The 19254-nt window shown below is 41.5% G+C and carries 18 protein-coding genes; 12 read left to right on the forward strand and 6 right to left on the reverse strand.

The genetic code is table 11. The features are described 5' to 3' along the window. The first annotated feature begins 133 nt into the window (after positions 1-133). The 4 genes from lon (at position 134) to PVK79_RS06415 (ending at position 5637) form a co-directional block, all read left to right on the forward strand. Positions 134-2494 carry an endopeptidase La gene (gene lon, locus PVK79_RS06400; protein WP_145241462.1) on the forward strand — a complete coding sequence of 787 codons (2361 nt, stop codon included), beginning with the start codon at positions 134-136 and terminating at the stop codon, positions 2492-2494. A gap of 212 nt (positions 2495-2706) precedes the next feature. Further along, positions 2707-2982 carry an HU family DNA-binding protein gene (locus PVK79_RS06405; RefSeq protein WP_029216268.1) on the forward strand — a complete coding sequence of 92 codons (276 nt, stop codon included), beginning with the start codon at positions 2707-2709 and terminating at the stop codon, positions 2980-2982. Between the two features lie 170 nt (positions 2983-3152). Next, positions 3153-5057 carry a peptidylprolyl isomerase gene (ppiD, locus tag PVK79_RS06410; RefSeq protein ID WP_257325530.1) on the forward strand — a complete coding sequence of 635 codons (1905 nt, stop codon included), beginning with the start codon at positions 3153-3155 and terminating at the stop codon, positions 5055-5057. A gap of 178 nt (positions 5058-5235) precedes the next feature. Beyond that, positions 5236-5637, forward strand: coding sequence for a hypothetical protein (locus PVK79_RS06415; RefSeq protein ID WP_145241457.1), 402 nt, complete (start codon positions 5236-5238; stop codon positions 5635-5637). Between the two features lie 367 nt (positions 5638-6004). Here PVK79_RS06415 and PVK79_RS06420 read toward each other — a convergent pair whose 3' ends face one another. From PVK79_RS06420 to pspF, 6 genes are read right to left on the reverse strand one after another with little or no spacing between them, the layout of a single operon-like run. After that, the gene (locus PVK79_RS06420) at positions 6005-6766 is read right to left on the reverse strand and encodes an ATP-binding cassette domain-containing protein (RefSeq protein WP_145241455.1); all 762 of its coding nucleotides are present in this window, start codon (positions 6764-6766) and stop codon (positions 6005-6007) included. Then, the gene (locus tag PVK79_RS06425; protein WP_145241453.1) at positions 6766-7758 is read right to left on the reverse strand and encodes a peptide ABC transporter ATP-binding protein; all 993 of its coding nucleotides are present in this window, start codon (positions 7756-7758) and stop codon (positions 6766-6768) included. Before PVK79_RS06425 ends, PVK79_RS06420 begins: the two co-directional genes overlap by 1 nt. Continuing rightward, a complete protein-coding gene (locus PVK79_RS06430; RefSeq protein WP_145241450.1) occupies positions 7759-8652 on the reverse strand; it encodes an ABC transporter permease subunit in 894 nt (297 codons plus the stop codon). After that, entirely contained in the window at positions 8639-9673 is a 1035-nt protein-coding gene (locus PVK79_RS06435; RefSeq protein ID WP_145241448.1) for an ABC transporter permease, read from the reverse strand. Before PVK79_RS06435 ends, PVK79_RS06430 begins: the two co-directional genes overlap by 14 nt. Next, on the reverse strand, positions 9673-11280 hold the full coding sequence (locus tag PVK79_RS06440) for an ABC transporter substrate-binding protein (protein ID WP_257325531.1): 1608 nt from the start codon (positions 11278-11280) through the stop codon (positions 9673-9675). Before PVK79_RS06440 ends, PVK79_RS06435 begins: the two co-directional genes overlap by 1 nt. An 18-nt stretch (positions 11281-11298) precedes the next feature. Continuing rightward, positions 11299-12357 (reverse strand): phage shock protein operon transcriptional activator, encoded by a 1059-nt coding sequence (gene pspF / locus PVK79_RS06445; RefSeq protein ID WP_182760496.1) that lies wholly within the window; start codon positions 12355-12357, stop codon positions 11299-11301. Positions 12358-12544: 187 nt separating this feature from the next. On the opposite strand from pspF, the gene pspA reads away from it, so the two are divergent. The 8 genes from pspA to PVK79_RS06485 all read left to right on the forward strand — a co-directional run bounded on the left by pspA (position 12545) and on the right by PVK79_RS06485 (position 19106). Further along, positions 12545-13204, forward strand: coding sequence for a phage shock protein PspA (pspA, locus tag PVK79_RS06450; RefSeq protein ID WP_145241442.1), 660 nt, complete (start codon positions 12545-12547; stop codon positions 13202-13204). Between the two features lie 67 nt (positions 13205-13271). Further along, positions 13272-13505, forward strand: a complete 234-nt coding sequence (pspB, locus tag PVK79_RS06455; protein ID WP_145241440.1) for an envelope stress response membrane protein PspB — start codon at positions 13272-13274, stop codon at positions 13503-13505. Beyond that, positions 13502-13903 carry an envelope stress response membrane protein PspC gene (gene pspC / locus PVK79_RS06460; protein WP_145241438.1) on the forward strand — a complete coding sequence of 134 codons (402 nt, stop codon included), beginning with the start codon at positions 13502-13504 and terminating at the stop codon, positions 13901-13903. Before pspB ends, pspC begins: the two co-directional genes overlap by 4 nt. 58 nt (positions 13904-13961) lie before the next feature. Further along, the gene (locus tag PVK79_RS06465) at positions 13962-15377 is read left to right on the forward strand and encodes a YcjX family GTP-binding protein (protein WP_220491307.1); all 1416 of its coding nucleotides are present in this window, start codon (positions 13962-13964) and stop codon (positions 15375-15377) included. Continuing rightward, positions 15374-16420: a TIGR01620 family protein gene (locus PVK79_RS06470; RefSeq protein WP_182718140.1), complete on the forward strand. Its 1047-nt coding sequence runs from the start codon at positions 15374-15376 to the stop codon at positions 16418-16420. The genes PVK79_RS06465 and PVK79_RS06470 overlap by 4 nt, the downstream gene beginning before the upstream one ends. Positions 16421-16560: 140 nt before the next feature. After that, positions 16561-17742, forward strand: coding sequence for a methionine gamma-lyase (gene megL / locus PVK79_RS06475; RefSeq protein WP_182735743.1), 1182 nt, complete (start codon positions 16561-16563; stop codon positions 17740-17742). A 212-nt stretch (positions 17743-17954) separates the two neighbouring features. After that, positions 17955-18752 carry a phenylalanine 4-monooxygenase gene (gene phhA / locus PVK79_RS06480; protein WP_145241432.1) on the forward strand — a complete coding sequence of 266 codons (798 nt, stop codon included), beginning with the start codon at positions 17955-17957 and terminating at the stop codon, positions 18750-18752. 9 nt (positions 18753-18761) lie between these two features. Continuing rightward, positions 18762-19106, forward strand: a complete 345-nt coding sequence (locus PVK79_RS06485; RefSeq protein WP_145241430.1) for a 4a-hydroxytetrahydrobiopterin dehydratase — start codon at positions 18762-18764, stop codon at positions 19104-19106. Positions 19107-19254 lie beyond the last annotated feature (148 nt).

Here is a 19254-nt window from a genome sequence, read left to right on the forward strand (position 1 = left end):
AATAAAAAGGAGCCTAGTGCTCCTTTTTTTATAATTTATTTAATCCAGTTGCGTTAAATTGTTGAACTTTACTTAGGTTATCCCCATATACTTGAGTAATCTTTAAAATAAATGAAGAGCGAAGAGAAAAATAATGACGCTTGAGAGAACAGATCGAGTCGAAATCCCGGTGCTAGCACTGCGCGATGTCGTGGTATATCCGCACATGGTGATCCCGCTTTTTGTAGGCCGTGAAAAATCAATAAAATGCCTTGAAGCGGCAATGGATAAAGACAAACAAATTTTCCTTGTTGCGCAAAAAGACGCGACCGTGGATGAGCCAGAGCAAGATGATATTTACCGTGTTGGTACCATAGCCACGGTATTACAATTGCTTAAACTTCCTGATGGCACAGTCAAAGTACTGGTTGAAGGCACACAGCGAGCAAAACTAGAAAGCTTTATTGATAATGAAGACTTTTTTGTTGCTAATGCGCAGTTTATTGGTTCAGAAGAAATCGATGAGCAAGAGCAAGATGTATTTATTCGCAGTGCCATCAGTCAGTTTGAAGGCTATGTAAAGCTAAATAAAAAAATACCACCAGAGGTGTTAACCTCGGTCAGTGGCATTGATGAAGCGCCGCGCCTTGCCGATACGATGGCAGCGCACATGCCGCTGAAAGTGCCTGAAAAGCAAAAAGTACTCGAAATCACCAATGTTACAGAACGTCTTGAATATTTAATGGCGTTGATGGAAGGTGAAATCGATTTATTGCAAGTTGAGAAAAAAATTCGTACCCGCGTTAAAAAGCAGATGGAAAAGTCGCAACGTGAGTATTATCTTAATGAGCAAATGAAAGCCATTCAAAAAGAATTAGGCGAGCTTGACGACGTACCAGATGAATTCGAAGCACTGAAAAAGCGCATTGAAGAATCAGGTATGAGCAATGACGCGCAAGAAAAAGCGAACTCTGAACTTGCTAAGCTTAAAATGATGTCGCCGATGTCGGCAGAAGCCACGGTTGTGCGTTCATACATAGACACATTAATTAATGTGCCATGGAAAAAACGTTCGAAAGTGAAAAAAGACTTAGCGGGCGCACAAAAGATTTTAGACAGCGACCATCACGGTCTTGATAAAGTCAAAGAACGAATCATTGAATATCTCGCTGTGCAACAGCGTACCAATAAACTCAAAGGGCCAATTTTGTGCCTTGTGGGTCCACCGGGTGTTGGTAAAACGTCATTAGGTCAATCGATTGCTCGCTCTACAGGGCGTAAGTATATTCGTATGGCACTAGGTGGTGTACGTGATGAAGCAGAAATTCGTGGCCACCGTCGTACTTACATAGGTTCAATGCCAGGTAAGTTGATTCAAAACATGAGTAAAGTGGGCGTTAAAAATCCATTATTCTTGTTAGATGAAATCGATAAAATGTCATCAGATATGCGTGGCGATCCTGCATCGGCACTGCTTGAAGTACTTGATCCTGAGCAAAATAGCCATTTTGCGGATCATTACTTAGAAGTCGATTATGACTTATCTGACGTAATGTTTGTTGCTACATCAAACAGCTTTAACATTCCTGGTCCGTTATTGGATCGGATGGAAGTGATCCGGTTATCGGGTTATACCGAAGATGAAAAGCTGAATATTGCCAAAGAGCATTTAATTGTTAAACAAGTTAAACGCAATGGCTTAAAAGATGGCGAATTAATCATCGAAGACAGTGCAATCATCGGCATTATTCGTTATTACACCCGTGAAGCGGGCGTACGTAACTTAGAACGCGAAATATCTAAGTTATGCCGTAAAGCGGTGAAGAATATCTTGCTTGAAAAAGGCACTAAAACAGTCACTATTAACGCTGACAACCTTGAAGATTTCTTAGGTGTGCAGCGCTATGATTATGGTAAAGCTGAAGACGGCGATCGCATTGGCCAAGTTACAGGTTTAGCGTGGACTGAAGTGGGCGGTGATTTGCTGACCATCGAATGTGCCGCAGTACCAGGCAAAGGTAAACTAAGCTACACCGGGTCACTAGGCGATGTAATGCAAGAGTCGATTCAAGCAGCTATGACAGTTGTACGTAATCGCGCTGATGCATTTCGTATTAACAGTGATTTTTACGAAAAACGTGATATTCATGTTCACGTACCTGAGGGGGCAACTCCAAAAGATGGACCAAGTGCTGGCGCCGCGATGGTAACAGGTTTGGTATCAAGTCTTACAGGTAACCCGGTACGTGCTGATGTGGCGATGACGGGTGAAATCACCTTACGTGGTGAAGTATTACCAATTGGTGGCTTAAAAGAGAAACTATTAGCCGCTCATCGCGGTGGAATTAAAACGGTCATTATTCCAAAAATTAACGAACGTGATTTAAAAGAGATCCCTGACAATGTATTGGCAGGACTTGATATTCACCCAGTTACGTGGATTGATGAGGTTTTAAAACTGGCTTTAGTACACCCAGTTGAGAGTTTTTCAGTCGAAACATCAAAAAACCAGTAAAAAAGCGAAAAAAAGTGCTTTAAAGGGCTTTTCAAATCTAGATGGTATGATAAGTTAAGCACTGGTTTTCAAGCCGAGGCCTTATGTGGCCTAGGCTGAAGAAAAATTACAATCGTATGAGCATGAAAAAGTTTGCTCTAAAATTTTCAAAATAGTGATGTTAGTTTAAAAAACAATCGCTCTTGATAATAACAATGAAAGAGGATGATATTGTGAATAAATCTCAATTAATCGATCAAATCGCAGCTGATGCTGACATTTCTAAAGCGGCTGCGGGTCGTGCACTTGATTCATTCATCGAGGCTGTTTCTGGCGCTCTTAAAGATGGCGATTCAGTAGCATTGGTTGGTTTCGGTACTTTCTCAGTACGTGAACGTGCTGCACGTTCAGGCCGTAACCCACAAACAGGCGAAACAATTCAAATCGCTGCAGCGACTATCCCAGCTTTTAAAGCAGGTAAAGCGCTTAAAGATGCATGTAACAGCTAATCACTGCTCTTTAGTGAGTTAGTTTGGTAGTGTAAGAAGTTAATCGCTTTTACAGCTTAATTAACGTTCTTTCTCGCCAACTGCTTCAAGTAAAAAAGCGTATCTGGTAAGATACGCTTTTTTTACATAAGCAAGGCGATTTCTGCCTCGAATAGAATAGAGATAAATAAATGCTTGAGAAAATCAGAGAAGGTTCACAAGGACCGGTAGCTAAAATTATTTTAGGCGCGGTGATTTTATCTTTTGCCTTAGCAGGGATCGGTGGTTACTTAGGTCAAACCACAGAGCAGCCCGTAGCTGAAGTAAATGGAGTTAAAATTAGCCAAACCGAGTTTAGCCGTGCGTTCCAAAATGAACGTGCACGTTTAGAGCAACAATTTGGCGAATACTTTGCACAAATTGCTGCTGATCCAAATTACATGGCACAAATTCGTCAAGGCGTCGTTGACCGTCTAGTACAACAAGAATTGCAAACTCAACTAGCGGCTGAACTTGGTTTACGTGTTAGTGACGACAGTGTTCGTAAAGCGATTTTAGAATTGCCATACTTCCAAATTGGTGGGCAATTTAACAACGATCGTTACTTACAAGTTATCCGTCAAATGAACTTCCAACCTGACGCATTTCGTGAATATTTACGTGAAGAAATGACCCGAAGCCAGCTAATTTCAGCGGTTGCAGGCACCGATTTCGCTCTAAATAGCGAATTGGCTAATGCCGTTGCGCTACAACAGCAAACGCGTAGTATTGACTATGTCGTGATCAGCAAAGAGTCTTTACAGCAAAACGTGACGGTAACAGAGCAAGAAATTGCCGATTACTATGACCTAAATATGTCGCAGTTTTTAGCGCCTGAGCAAGTATCAGTAAACTACATTGATTTAAATGCAGCTAACCTAACACTTGAAACTCATGTTAGCGAAGCTGACGTTAAAGCATATTATGATCAAAACAAAGCACAATACGCCGAACCTGAAAAACGCCGTGTGTCGCATATCTTAATTGATAACAGTGAAGACGATGATGCAGCAAAAGCCAAAGCAGAAGACTTGTTAGCACAATTACAACAAGGCGTTGACTTTGCAGCGTTAGCAGAATCATCATCTGATGATATCGTTAGTGCTGAAATGGGCGGTGATTTAGATTGGATCGAACGTGACATGATGGATCCTGCTTTTGAAGATGCGGCATTCGCATTGGCAAACAAAGGGGATTTTTCAGACGTTGTACAATCTGAGTTTGGTTACCATATTATTCAGTTAACTGATATTCAGAGCCAACAAGTAAAAGCGTATGACACTGTTAAAGCTGATTTACGTGCTGAGCTTGAGCGTACTGAAAAAGTAAATGCATTCTATGAAAAGCAAACAGAAATGGGCGCTATTGCATTTGAAATTTCAGATACCTTAGTTGATGCTGCAGAAGTTGCCGGTGTTGAAGTACAAACAACAGCATTAGTTGACCGTAATTCTCTACCTACGCCGCTTAATACACCAGCGGTATTAGCTGCAATCTTCTCACCAGATGTGCTTGAAGATAAAATGAACTCTGAGGTTATCGAAGTGGGCGATGAGCATGTTGTGTTAGTGCGTGTTAAAGAGCATGTACCAGCTGCAACAAAAGCACTTGCTGATGTATCAGAGCAAATTAAAGCACGTTTAGTTAGTGAAAAAGCATCAGAGCTTGCGAAAGAAAAAGCAACAACGCTGTATGCTGAGATTGAAGCTGGCAAGAGCTTAAATGACCTAGTAACTGAGCAAAGTTTAGAACTTCGTCAAGAAGCGGCACTAACCCGTCAAGCTTACACTGTTTCGCCTGCAATCGTTCAACATGCCTTTAAAATGGCACACCCAACTGACACACCAGTAGTTGAAAAAGTTGACCTAAACAACGGTGACGCGGCAATCGTAGCACTTAAAACAGTGACTAACGCTACTGTTGAAGGCGAAATTGACGCACAGCTTAAGCAAAATATTACTATGGCCCAAGTTAACAAAAACTACATGGTATTCATTGAAGCTTTAAAAGCAAATGCAGAATTAAACTTACCTAAAGCGCAAGCCGCCACAGAGTAATGCTTAATTAAATAATGAAAAGGCGCCATTGGCGCCTTTTTTTATTTTTTAACAGGCAGATATCTGAGTTCAAGTATAAATAAATTCCCCCCCCAATCTACCGAACCTATTTTGATTACTTTTTAGCAGACTTAGTATAAGCTCAATAGCATTACCTCTATATTATTAAGGGAACATCATGAAATTCGAGCAGTTATTAAATAACTTTGATATGGGTATCTGTGTTGAACAGTTACAAAAAGAATCACTGTTAGACCTTGCGTTATTATTTGTCGCTGTTGATGGCTCTATTGCACAAGAAGAGTTGAGAGTCGTCGAAACCTGGGCACATAAAATTGAGTGGAATTCTGTCATTGCTCTTGATAACTATATAATTGATATGACAAGCAAATGTGTTTTGGCAGTGCAAAGTGGTGACATCGAGTCATTTATTCAGCATCGAATGACACATATTGTCGATCAATCCATGAGGGAGTTTGTATTAGAGCTGCTTAAACAAGTCATTGAAGCTGATGGTATTACCGATGAAAATGAAATTAAAGCGTTAAAAATTGTTGAATCATTAATTCAACCGGCTTAACGGGTATATTTCTGTTTCTGCGCGGGACATCTCGCGCTTATACCATTGAGTAACGGCATAAAAATATTTTATTGCTATATATCAAAACTTTGCATTGTCGGTTGTTTTAATTATTCACAAAGAGGTTAAGAAACGTTACGCTTAGAAGAAGATATTAAATACTCACAAAAGAGTTAGAGATTAGACATTTTTGTGCCATGAACGGGCATTAAAGTGACTTGTTATATGTTCGCTTTTAGCAGTTTGGGTTTCGTTGCTATCAAGCCAACCAACGCGATAAATTTAATGCCGAGCTACTCTGGCTTTTCCTAGAATCTAGCACCTATACAATTCTTTTCGCTAAAACTTACCGCTTAAAGTTCTACCTTCAGCAACTTAGCAACTTCTGAGTGACTTTTGATTGTGGCTTTTGGAATACATCCTCTGTTCTACCGTATTCAACAATTTCACCGTGATCGAGTACTACAAGTTGATCGCTGATGTGGCGTACTAAACTTAAGTGGTGAGTGATCAAGATATAACTGAGACCCGTGTCCTGTTGAAGCTTGAGTAGCAGGTTGACGGTTTGTGCGCGTACAGAAGGGTCCAGAGATGATAATGCTTCATCAAGTACTACAACCTTAGGGTCGAGTATTAATGCACGTGCTAGAGCGACACGTTGCAGCTGGCCGCCACTAAACATATGTGGGTAGTAATACTGATGGTCGTTTAATAAACCTACTTTAGACAGTGTTGCGGTGATTTTTTCAGCGCGAGTTACTTTATCCAAAGAAGTATTATATTGCAGGCAATCGTCGAGCATATCGCCGATCGTTAAACCAGGGTTTAGCGAGGCTTCGGAGTCTTGAAAAATCATTCTAATATGGCGGCATTGCTGATCGCGAACGCCTTTGTTTTCGATGATGTTGCCATCGAGTAGGATTTGCCCAGCATCTGCGCTGTCTGCTCCAGCGAGTAATTTTGCTAGGGTACTTTTACCTGAGCCAGTTTCGCCAATAATAGCCAGTGTTTCACCTTGCTCTAAACAAAACGAGATGTTTTTTAATACCTCAAAACGCTTACGTGAAAATAACCCTGCACGCAGGTTAAAGCTTTTTGACAAGGCTTGCACTTTTAACAGAGGTTGCATTATTTCATCACCTTAATGAGAGGGAAATGACACGCATAACTATGACCATGTTGTTTAGTTAAAGGCGGTGTTACCACACAAGCTTTTTGTGCCTGCGGACAGCGAGGACCAAGGCGACAGCCTATAGGTAAATGCTGTAAGGTTGGGATTGTCCCTTTTAGTGCATAAAAAGGTTCTTTATGGGCAAGCCCTTGCTCATAATCCGGTAAGCTTTTTAATAATGCTTGTGTATAAGGGTGGCGAGGCTGGGCAAAAATACGCTGGGTTGGACCTGCTTCAACCATTTGCCCGCAGTAAAGTACATGCATGCAATGAGACCAATTAATGATTTCTTCAAGTTCATGGGAGATCATTAAAATTGACATGTTTTTAAGTTGATTTAAACTTTTTAATAACCGGAATACCTGTGCTCGTGTGGTACTTTCAAGAGCTGTAGTTGGCTCATCGGCAATCAGTAACTTAGGTGTACGAGCAATGGCCATAGCAATCATGACCTTTTGACAAACGCCTTCTGAGAGCTCGTGAGGATAGCTCGATAGTACTTTTTCGTGATCTTTAATGCCCACTTTGTGGATCAGCGCTTTTACTCGGTCCTTACGTTCACGGTTTCGCTTTAAGAAAAACCCGGAGCCTGTTATTTCTGGGAGCGTTTCGGCTATTTGCTCAAATATTTTTGCGGTAGGATCAAGACAACGACTAGGATCTTGATAAATCATTGCGATGTCACTGCCTACAATTTTACGCCGTTGTTCGCTTGATAAGCGCATTAGATCCACACCGCGCCAATGCATACGGTCGGCGGTGATGTGCCAGCGTTTATTTAATACACCCACAATGGCTTTAGCAATTAAGCTTTTACCTGAGCCAGATTCGCCCACTAATGCATGTACTTCACCTTCTTTGAGGCTCAAGTTCACTCTATCTACGGCGCGAATAACGGTATCAGAGGTGCGCAGCTCTATGGTCAGATTTCGTATATCAAGTAATTGCATTTAGTCAGCCTTACGTGCTTTGAGCACTTGGCGTAGCCCGTCGCCCACTAAGTTGGTCGACAGCACGGCTAAAAAGAGTAATACCCCAGGCAAGCCAACGGTCCAAGGTGCTAAATAAATTAAACCCAGATTTTCAGCTAAAATTGCACCCCACTCTGTGGTTGGTGGTTGTGCCCCTAGTTTTAAAAAGCCCAAAGCGGAAATATCTAAAATAGCGGTTGATAATGCCATAGTAAAAATAACCACAATATGCTCATAGATATTTGGAAAAATCCCTCTGGAGAGAATATGCCAGTTCGATGCGCCATCAAGTTTAAATGCAGTAATGTAATCTTTATTAAGCTCAGTGACGATGAGGTTGCGCACCGAGTGAATAAATTGCGGTAATAGCGCTAAAATAATTGCCCACACGGTATTCATCAGGCCTGGGCCTAATATCGCAATAATAATAATCGCTAATAATAAAGACGGTATTGATAAGGTTATATCAAGTAGATGATTTAAAAAGCTTGAGCGAATACCTCGGCTAATGCCGGCAAATGTGCCTACTAACACACCTATGATGGTGGTGATCAGCGCAGCAATGACTGATAAGCCAAAGGTATAAGTTGCGCCATTCATAAGCCGTGAGAGTACATCGCGACCTAAGTCGTCAGTACCGAGTATAAAACGTACATCGCCCATTTCATGCCACGATGGAGGAATAAGTAACGCATCACTGTGTTGCTGGTTTACCCCATATGGTGCAATCAGTGGTGCAGCCGCAGCTAAAATAGCAAAGGCGATAAAAATCCATAACCCCACTAAGGCAGGATGATTGGATTTAAATTTGCGCCAAAATCGCGCTAATGGCGATTTGTTTGACTCTTCTGAAAATAAATTAAACTTTGCCATGCGCTTGATTCCGTGACAGCGGGTCGAACAAGGTATAGGTTAATTCTGCAATAATAGTCGCCAGAATTACAAACATCGATACCGCTAATAAGCCACCTTGAATAGCAGGGTAGTCTCGTTGATAAATACTATCAATTAACCAACGGCCAACACCTGGCCATGAAAAAATCACCTCGGTGATCATCGCCAGAGTGATCAAGGTACTAAACTGCAAACCAATTTGTTTTATAACCGGTAATAAGGCATTACGTAAGGCATGATGCATAATTAATTGGGCACGGTTTAAGCCTTTGGCTCGGGCAGTTTTAATAAAACTTTGCTCAAGCACATGCAACATTGACTCTCGTGTAAAGCGCACTAATACAGTGGTTGGGTACATTGCCAGAACAATGGTCGGCAGGGTTAAATGATGCAGAGCATCAAGCATAGCCAGACCAGAATAAGGAAAGTCTGCTAATACAATATCAATCAAAATAAAGCCAGTTTGGGAGGGGATCTCGTACAGTAAGCCCATTCGCCCTGACATCGGGAACCAACCTAGTTGTAATGAGAACACCATGATCAGCAGCAAAGCTAACCAAAATACCGGCATTGAGTAGCCCACTAACGTTGTGGAGTTAACCAGTTTATCTGGCCAGCGCCGATGATAGGCCGCCGCCAAGATACCTGCCGGAACGCCAACCACAACAGAAATAATTAACGCATAAATACTCAGCTCTAACGTGGCTGGGAATAGCTCGATAATATGAGTAAATACGCTGTCGCCCGAAGCGAACGACACGCCCCAGTCGCCTTGCACAATACGCGCAATAAAAGCAAAATATTGCATTAAATAATTATCGTTAAAGTGATATTTTTCTTGTAGTTCACTGGTTTGTGAAAAACTGGTATTACTGATACCACTTAAATTACTAAGCGGATCGCCGGGAAATAAATAACTGAGTGAAAATGTAAATACACTCAAGGTAAACATCATAAATAACAGTAAGCCTAAACGGCGTAAAATATAATTTAACACCATTATTTTTTCCTCGCGTTGGCTAAGGAAATTGCGCCAAATGGGCCAAGTGGAATACCTTCTACATCGGCACTACTTGCTTGAAAACGCATACCGTGGGCAAGTGGTAATAAAGGTAGTTCACGCACTATCATCGCTTGTGCTTGTTGATAATAGGCTTTTCGTTTGGCTAAATCGGTGGTATCAAGCGCTTGTGTCAAGAGTAAGTCAAACTCAGGATCACACCAATTCGCAGGGTTTTTACCACTAAATGCCGCGGTGCAACTGAGTAGCGGGCTAAAAAAGTTATCTGGATCCGGTGTATCTGCAGCCCAACCTAATAACACGCTGTCATGGCGGTGTTCACCTATTCGTTGAATAAAGGTGTTCCACTCATACTCAACGATACTGACGTTTACACCAATTTTTCGTAAATCGCTTTGCATTAGCTCGGCCATTTTACGTGCGTTAGGATTATAAATTCGGCTCACTGGCATAGCCCAAATGGTCATATCAAAGCCATTAGGAAGGCCAGCCTCAATCAGCAGTTTTTTAGCTAGATCAGGGTTAAATCCGGGTAGTTTAGCTTGTGGTTGATATGCCCATGATGTTGGCGGTAATAACGATTGCGCACGAATACCGTTGCCGTAATAAACTGCTTGCATGATTTTTTCAACGTCAATGGCATGGGCCAGTGCTTGACGTACTCTTAAATCGTCAAATGGTGGGCGCTCGGTATTAAACGCCCAATAACCTACATTAAGATTGGTTTCTTTTTGTACGTTAATGTCGTCGCGTTGGGCTAAAATACTTAACTGTGCGCTACTTGGGTGTGCGGTTACATCGCACTCTTTAGTGAGCATTTTTGCAATTCGGGTGGTGCCATTTGGGGTGATGTCGTAAACCAACTGCTCCAGCACTACATGGTGTTTCCAATAGTCAGGATTACGATAATAGCGTACTAAGTGATCGCGACGATACTCTTTATAAACATAGGGGCCAGTACCAACAGGGTATTGATCAAAAAGATTAACTTGGTCGCGCTGTTTTAATTGCATGGCATATTCGCGAGACAAAACCACTGCAAAATCAGTTGCCATATTGGCTAAAAAGCTGCTTTCGGCATTAAATAATTCAAAGCGCACTTGGTAGTCGGACACGCGAACAATTTGCCGAATTAGCTGGTTAATGCCGACACTTTGAAAATAAGGGTAATTGGCATCCCCAACAAAGTGATAAGGATTATACACATCGAATAAACGGCTAAAGGTAAAGATTACATCATCAGCGTTAAACTCTCTGCTTGGGGTAAAGTATGCAGTAGTATGAAACTTCACTCCTTTGCGCAAGGTAAAGGTAACTGACTTGCCGTCTTTACTTATTTTCCAGTCAGTGGCCAGTTCACTTTTAAATTCAGCGGTCACGGGATCGATACTGATCAAACGGTCATACAATTGATTTGCAATAATATCGATCGTCGAACCTGTGGTCGTCACTTGGGGATTGAACGACACAGGGTTAGCCTCAGCGCAATAAACTAAGCCCTGATTCTTTTCTTCTAGTGTTTTTTCTTTGGTATCTAAGCAACCCGTTAGGCATACCGTTAAGATACCAAGTAATAATTTATACACTCGTTTAGCCTCTGACTATTATTGTTGATCTAACAAGTTGTATTTTTTCAAATAGCCTCGTAGTTGATGATACGTTAAACCAAGTACTTCTGCAGTTTTCTTTTGATTAAATTGACTATATTCAAGCGCTTTTTTTATTAAATCAATTTCAAATTCATTTGAGAGGTCTTTTAAGCTACATGGAAACTGAAATTGCGGGGTACTTGTTGCAACTATCGGTTCATTGGCGACAACTGCAACAGGAGCTGCTTCTACGGCTGTAGTGGGGAGTTTTTTAATTCGTTGCTTGGGTCTAAAGCGGCTTTCAAATGGGTCTAAAATAATCTGGTGAACGGGAATATGTTCACTGCCATGGCGATATAAACTTCGTTCCACGACATTTTTAAGTTCACGTATATTACCTGGCCAATCATGCCCTTGCAGTATTTCCACTGCACTGCGGGTGAAACCACTGAATAGTTGCCAGTCCAAATCACGGGCCATATTCATCGCAAATTGCTCAGCGAGTAACATGATGTCTTCCTGACGTTCGCGCAGTGGCGGTAAAGTGATTACATCAAATGCGAGCCTGTCGAGTAAATCGCTTCTAAATTCACCTTGCTCGGCTAAATAAGGAAGGTCTTCATTGGTTGCGCAGACTAAGCGAGTATCGACCTTGACGGTTTGTTTACCACCGACTCGCTCAAATTCACCGTATTCAATTACCCGTAATAGTTTTTCTTGCACCATGGCAGAGGTATTTGCTAGTTCGTCTAAAAATAGCGTACCGGCATTGGCACGTTCAAAGCGTCCTTCGTGGCGTTTACTTGCGCCGGTAAAGGCACCACTTTCATGGCCAAACAATTCGCTTTCAAGCAAGTTTTCGTTAAGTGCCGCGCAGTTGAGCTTGATGTAGCTTTGCTCCCAGCGCTTTGATAAAAAGTGTAAACGGGCGGCGATCAGTTCTTTACCTGTGCCACGTTCACCAATAATCAGTACTGGTTTATCTAAACTTGCCAGCTGTGAAACTTGATCAAGTACCGCTAAAAAGCTGTCTGATTGGCCGAGTAAATTATCTTGTTGGCGAAATTGGCTCATATTCCCTAACTCTTAGTCATTTTTACTAACAGTTAGTGTATTTCATAATTAGGGAGAACTAAAGGAATTTGTATTTTTAGTTTAACATTATGAAAATATTACTGTATTTTATGTTTTATAAAGTTGGCAAGCATATTGTAACAGTAACAGCAGACCAATTAAGTTAAACACTACAGAGGTAAATGTTATGGGAATTTTTTCGCGTTTTGCAGATATTGTTAATTCTAATATCAATGCCATTTTAGATAAAGCAGAAGATCCTGAAAAAATGGTACGTCTGATCATCCAAGAGATGGAAGACACATTAGTTGAAGTACGTTCAACCTCTGCGAAAACATTAGCAGAGAAAAAAGAATTAGTACGTCGTGTCGATACATTAAAAGAGCAAGTCGCTCAATGGCAAGATAAAGCCGAGCTGGCATTGAGCAAAGACCGTGATGATCTAGCCCGTGCTGCATTGCTTGAAAAGCAAAAGTCAGCACAAGCGGTTGCTGCTGTTGAAGATGAACTCAGTCACATAGAATCTCACATTGATAAGCTGCAACAGGAAGTAAGTACGCTACAAGACAAGTTAGCGGATGCAAAAGCACGTCAAAAAGCGATTATTTTACGTCAACGCTCAGCTGAGTCACGCCTAGAGGTGAAAAAAGCATTAGACAGCTCTAAAGTTGAAGATGCATTAAATCGCTTTGAGCGCTACGAAACTAAGATTGATGGACTAGAATCACAAGTAGAATCGTACGACTTAGGCAAAAAGTCATTGGCTGATGAAATTGCTGAGTTACAGCAAAACGAAAAAATCGATGATGAATTAGCAGCACTTAAAAAGAAGCTTGCTGATAAATAAAGATAATAAATAAAGGGGGAGTCATCCCCCTATGCTTGATAAATTAATGGATGTGTAGGAGAGGGTTATGTTTGATGCAGAAGTGTTTGTTGCTCCAATTATCATTTTTATGGTTGTGGTAGCACCCCTTTGGTTAATTTTACATTACCGAAGTAAAAAGCAAGTAAGCCAAGGCTTGAGCGAACACGAACACCGCCAGTTACTTGAGCTTGCTCAAAAAGCAGATAAAATGGCTGACCGAGTAGAAACTTTAGAAGCACTACTTGATCAAGAGGCCCCACAGTGGAGGCGTAAGGTATGAGTGCTAAACGTGAACTGCTAAGAGATCCAGCACGTGGTAAAATAGCCGGTGTATGTGCAGGGCTCAGTGATTATTTCAATATGGAATTGTGGTTAGTACGTATTATCGTAGTAACGGCAGTGTTACTAGCTGGTGGCCCGTTGTTTGTTGTGGCTTACATCGCAGCGTGGTTTATTTTAGATAAAAAACCTGCCAATGCACAAAGCAAAACTGATGCGGCAAAACACGAAGATCCTCTTGAAGTAAAATTTAAAGTATGGCAAAAAGGTGAGCCACCACGTCGTGCTTTACAAGATTTAAAAGACCGTTTGGGACGTGTTGATATACGTTTACAAGATATGGAACGTTATGTTACTTCAACCGAGTTTACGGTTAGCCGTGAAATCAATAAGCTGTAAAGGACTTAATAGCACTTTAGCCACCTAATTTATAATGGCGCTGAAGTGCTAGCTCATTATGATAAACACTTCATCTGCAAAAAACGCCTTTAATAAACTCAAAGGTAAGGCTGAAAAAGCTGTTCACCGTAGTTTAGATCAACACGTAAAATTAGCGGTAACTGGCCTCAGTGGCAGTGGTAAAACCGCTTTTATTACCGCTTTAGTAAAGCATTTAACCAGCCAAGCAACAGACAAAAACTTACCGTTTTTTGATGTTATGCAGCAACAGCGCCATATCGCCACAAAAATAGTGCCACAACAAGCGCTGACCATTCCTACATTTGATTACCCTAAAGCCCTGAGTGCTTTATTGCCGCTTGAAGGGCAACCACACTGGCCTGCATCAACCGAGCGCATAAATACTTTACGTCTAGCAATTAAATACCGGAGTGACGCAGGCTTACGTGGTCACTTTGCACCGCAATCAACCTTGTATTTAGACATTATTGATTACCCCGGTGAGTGGCTGCTTGATTTACCCATGCTAGAGCAAAGCTATCAACAGTGGAGTGAGCAGCAATATGCATTACTACAACGCTCGCCTCGGGTTGAAAAGTCGCAGGCATTTTTAACTGCACTGAGCGAGCTTGATTTAACAGCACCAGTAGATGAAAGTGCGCTAAGCGCGATTGCTACGCACTATCAAACACTGTTAGTGAGTCTTAAAAAAGACACTAAATTGGCGATGCTACAACCTGGACGCATGCTGATGCCAGGTGAATTACAAGGTGCACCGTTATTACTGTTTTTCCCAGTTGCGCAGGCTAATGATGAGATGGTTGCAGGGTCTAACTTGGCGCACTTGCAAAAGCGCTTTAATGCTTATGTGAAAGAAGTGGTTAAGCCATTTTATACACAACACTTTCGCAACTTTGATCGGCAAATAGTGCTTGTTGATGTGCTCAGTGCGCTCAATGAAGGGCCTGAGACGCTGCAAGAGCAAGGAGATGTGATCAAACAATTACTTGCGCATTTTAACTATGGCGAAACTGGCTTTTTAAAACGCTTGTTTAAACCCAATATAGATAAACTATTGTTTGCTGCGAATAAGTCAGATCATATTAGTAGTGCACACCATAAAGATTTAGCGCTGTTGTTGGACTCATTAGTGCACGAGCAAAGTAATCACTTAAAATTTGATGGCGTTAAAATAGAAACTATGGCGATGTCATCTATTACGGCAACCATGCCAAAACAAGTGGTTGAGCAAGGTAAAACCCTCAATTGTATTTATGGTAAGCCGTTATCAGAGTCGCAATGGTTGACCTACTTACCACCGCAGCCACCAATGCGCATGCTCAATAAAGATGAGTGGCCAAGCCATGGTTTTGAGTTTTTATCGTTTGCACCAATGCCAAGTCCAGACAAGCAACTAAAACACATTCGTTTAGATCATGTCATGCAGTACCTTTTAGGAGACAAACTAACATGAGCAAGACCGCTTCAGGCTTTCAAGCCGGCAGACGTATTGATACTAGTGAACAGCCAATAGACAATGAACTTACCTTGACCCCAGCTAAAGTGATCGATCAAGGGGAGTATGAATATGAGCACGTTATCGATGAGCCCCAAGATGAAGAGATTGATTTAACCCCTGTTTATAAAAAGTCAAAATGGCAAACTTTGAAAGGGGTGTTTGCGATTAGCTTTATAACTTTAGTGTTAGCTGAATTTATATTTTCTATGGTTGTGACATTTCAGCAATCCATCATCTTAGGCAGCGTATATTTAATTGCAGTGCTCAGTGGCGTGTTGTTATTGGGGCGCTTGTTATGGCGCGAATATAGAATGTTGCGCAGCTTAAAGCGCAATCAATTACATCGTCATGAAGCGGATCGCTTGCTCAATAGCGAACAGGTTGGTGGGGCACTACCTTGGCTTGAAAAACTCAATAAACATCAGCAGTTAACCGGCTTTGATGAGTTTAAAGCAAGCATTGATAGCCATCATAGCGATAAAGAGATCATGACCTTGTACGCCGATAGTTTGTTAGTGAAACAAGATACTCAAGCTAAAAAGCTGATCAACCGTTTTGCCACTGAATCAGGCTTGTTAGTGGCATTAAGTCCATTAGCGCTGGTGGATATGATGGCAGTGCTTTGGCGGGGCACAAAACTGATTGAGCAAATAGGTAAGATTTACGGTATCGGATTTGGTTATGCTAGCCGGATCAAGCTCTATCGTATGTTGATCAAGCAAGTGATGTTTGTTGGCAGTGCTGAGTTAGTATCGGATTTAGCTGCTACAGCGCTCAGTGCTGAATTACTAGGTAAATTATCAGGACGTGCAGCACAAGGCTTAAGCGCGGGTATATTTACCGCACGCATTGGTTATAAAGCGATGGAACTAAGCCGTCCTTTACCACGACTTGAGCATAAGCGCAGCTTGCTTAAAGGTACTGCGCAATTGATTGCCAGCAAAATTATGAGCCGCAAAGCTTCGCCGTCAGGAGCTGGCACGAAAGAAACGAGCTGACAATAAATCTGTACAGTGGTGAACGGCCACTGTACTAACTACATCCAAATTTATAGCCATCTGAGCATCTGGCATGCTTGTGCTTTATCCTGCGATACGTTTTGATTATGAAATCAATAATAATCAAAAAAGATCAGACAATGAACAAACTCCACATCGACAGCCAATGTATCCATGGACCAGAAAAAGCCAATGATCCGCATGGTGCACTTACTGCTCCTTTATACCAAACTTCAACGTTTCATTTTAGCAGTGCCGCGCAAGGTGCAGCACGTTTTGCTGGTGAAGAACCGGGCTATATTTATACCCGTTTAGGTAACCCGACGACGACAGAGCTTGAACAAAAAGTCGCACAACTTGAAAGTTGCGAAGCCGCTGCAGCAACAGCCACAGGAATGGGCGCGGTTTCTGCATCGGTATTAAGTTTTTTATCGCAAGGCGATCATTTAGTCGCATCAAGCGCTTTGTATGGCTGTACGTTTGCTTTCTTCGCACATATGTTGCCGCGTTGGGGGATTGAAGTGACGTTTGTAGATATGACCGATGAGCAGCAATTACGCGATGCAATTAAACCAAATTCAAAAATGATTTTTGCCGAAACCCCAGTTAATCCAACTATGGCGGTAATTGATTTAGCGTTAATAGGACAAGTGGCAAAACAACACAATTTGATCAGTGTAATAGATAACACCTTTCTCACGCCGTTACTGCAAAAGCCAATTGATTATGGCATTGATTTAATTGTTCACAGTGCTACTAAATATTTAAATGGTCACGGTGATGTTGTGGCTGGTTTGGTGTGTGGCAGTCAAGAGCACATTACATTAATTAAAATGACCGTACTTAAAGATATTGGTGCAACAATCAGTCCACACGATGCATGGCTTATTAATCGTGGTTTAAAAACCTTAGCGATACGAATGCAGCGTCATTGTGAAAGTGCGCAAATTATTGCTGAATTTTTAGAGCAGCATCCCCAAGTTAATACCGTTTATTACCCCGGACTTGCATCTCACCCAGGGTTTAAGTTTATCGGTAAGCAAATGAAAGCGGCTGGTGGCGTTATTGCCTTTGAATTAAAAGGCAGCCTAAAAGATGGCGAGCAGTTTATTAATAATACCCAATTGTGCACACTCGCCGTGAGTTTAGGAGACGCCGAAACACTCATTCAACATCCGGCATCGATGACTCATTCACCGTATTCACCCGAAGAAAGAGCAGCTGCGGGTATTAGCGATGGTCTGATCAGACTATCTGTTGGCCTTGAAGATGTTAACGATATAATTAACGACCTTAACCGCGCTTTTACTTTTATTGTATAGGCTGTAAATTTAACCTTACAATTTACATTGCTTCTAGCCCTTTAAAAATAGCACTGTAAACTTTTTGATCTTAAAGTGTAATGTTTGGTGTACAAAAGGCGGTTTGGTGCTAATAGCTGATATTGTCTCAGCTATTAAACTTTGCCTTACATTTGCTTAGTATCTCCTTAACAGGTTGACACCGATATCGGTTTAACACTAAGAAGGTTATTATGGCTAAAGCAAGTAAATACACCTCCAAGACACCAGATGAAAATGGCGTTATCCATTGGAGCGAAGCAGAAAATAAAATATGGTCAGAACTAGTCGCACGCCAACTAAAATGTATTGCAGGCAAAGCTTGCAATGAATACATGGAAGGGCTTGAAAAAATAAACCTGCCTCATGACCGTATTCCGCAGTTAAGTGAGCTTAATGAAGTATTACTAGCGACTACCGGCTGGCAAGTTACGCCTGTGCCAGCTTTAATCGACTTTGATGAATTCTTTCGTTTATTAGCAAATAAGCAATTTCCAGTCGCAACCTTTATTCGTAGCCGTGAAGAGTTTGATTACCTGCAAGAACCTGATATTTTTCATGAAATATTTGGTCATTGTGCAATGCTTACTAATCCTGATTTTGCCAAGTTTACGCATAAATATGGCCAGTTAGGTTACGCTGCCGAGAAAAAAGATCGGGTTTACCTTGCCCGTATGTATTGGTTTACGGTTGAGTTTGGCCTAATGCAAACAGATGATGGCCTGCGTATTTATGGTGGCGGTATTTTATCAAGTCCAGGTGAAACACAATACGTGTATTCAGATAAGCCCGAGATCAACCCGATGAATGTATTGGATGTATTACGCACGCCGTACCGAATTGATATTATGCAGCCTTTGTACTACACCATTAATTCTATCCATGATTTATTTGATATTTCACAGCTGGATATTATGGCGTTAGTTGCGCAAGCAAAAGAATTAGGGTTACATGACCCAAAATTTCCTCCTAAAGAAAAATTAGCAAGTTAAGGATTTAAGATGTCATCATTAAGCGCACAAAAATGTGAAGCCTGTCACGTAGACGCTCCACAAGTATCAGATATCGAGTTAGCTGAATTAATTAAAATGATCCCAGATTGGGTGCCTGAAGTACGCGACGGTATTATGCAATTAGAGCGTGTTTATAAATTTAAAAACTTTAAACAAGCCATCGCTTTTACTAATAAAGTAGGTGATATGGCTGAAGATGAAGGCCATCACCCGGGCTTGCTAACAGAGTGGGGCAAAGTAACGGTAACGTGGTGGAGCCATTCAATTAAAGGCTTACACAAAAATGATTTTATTTGCGCTGCCAAAACAGATGAAGTTTTCGCTGCTCTATAAATAAAACACAGCAATTGTTCTGCCCAAAGAACATGAAAGGCGCTTAATTAGCGCCTTTTTTATTGTTTTAAGCTTTGGTTATTACATTTTATATCGCAGCAAAGTTAACCCCTGCGGCGAAGTTTGCTACAATCGCTCGTCTTTACTC

Origin of the sequence: Pseudoalteromonas rhizosphaerae (assembly GCF_028885455.1) — a bacterium.
Lineage (GTDB): Bacteria > Pseudomonadota > Gammaproteobacteria > Enterobacterales > Alteromonadaceae > Pseudoalteromonas > Pseudoalteromonas rhizosphaerae.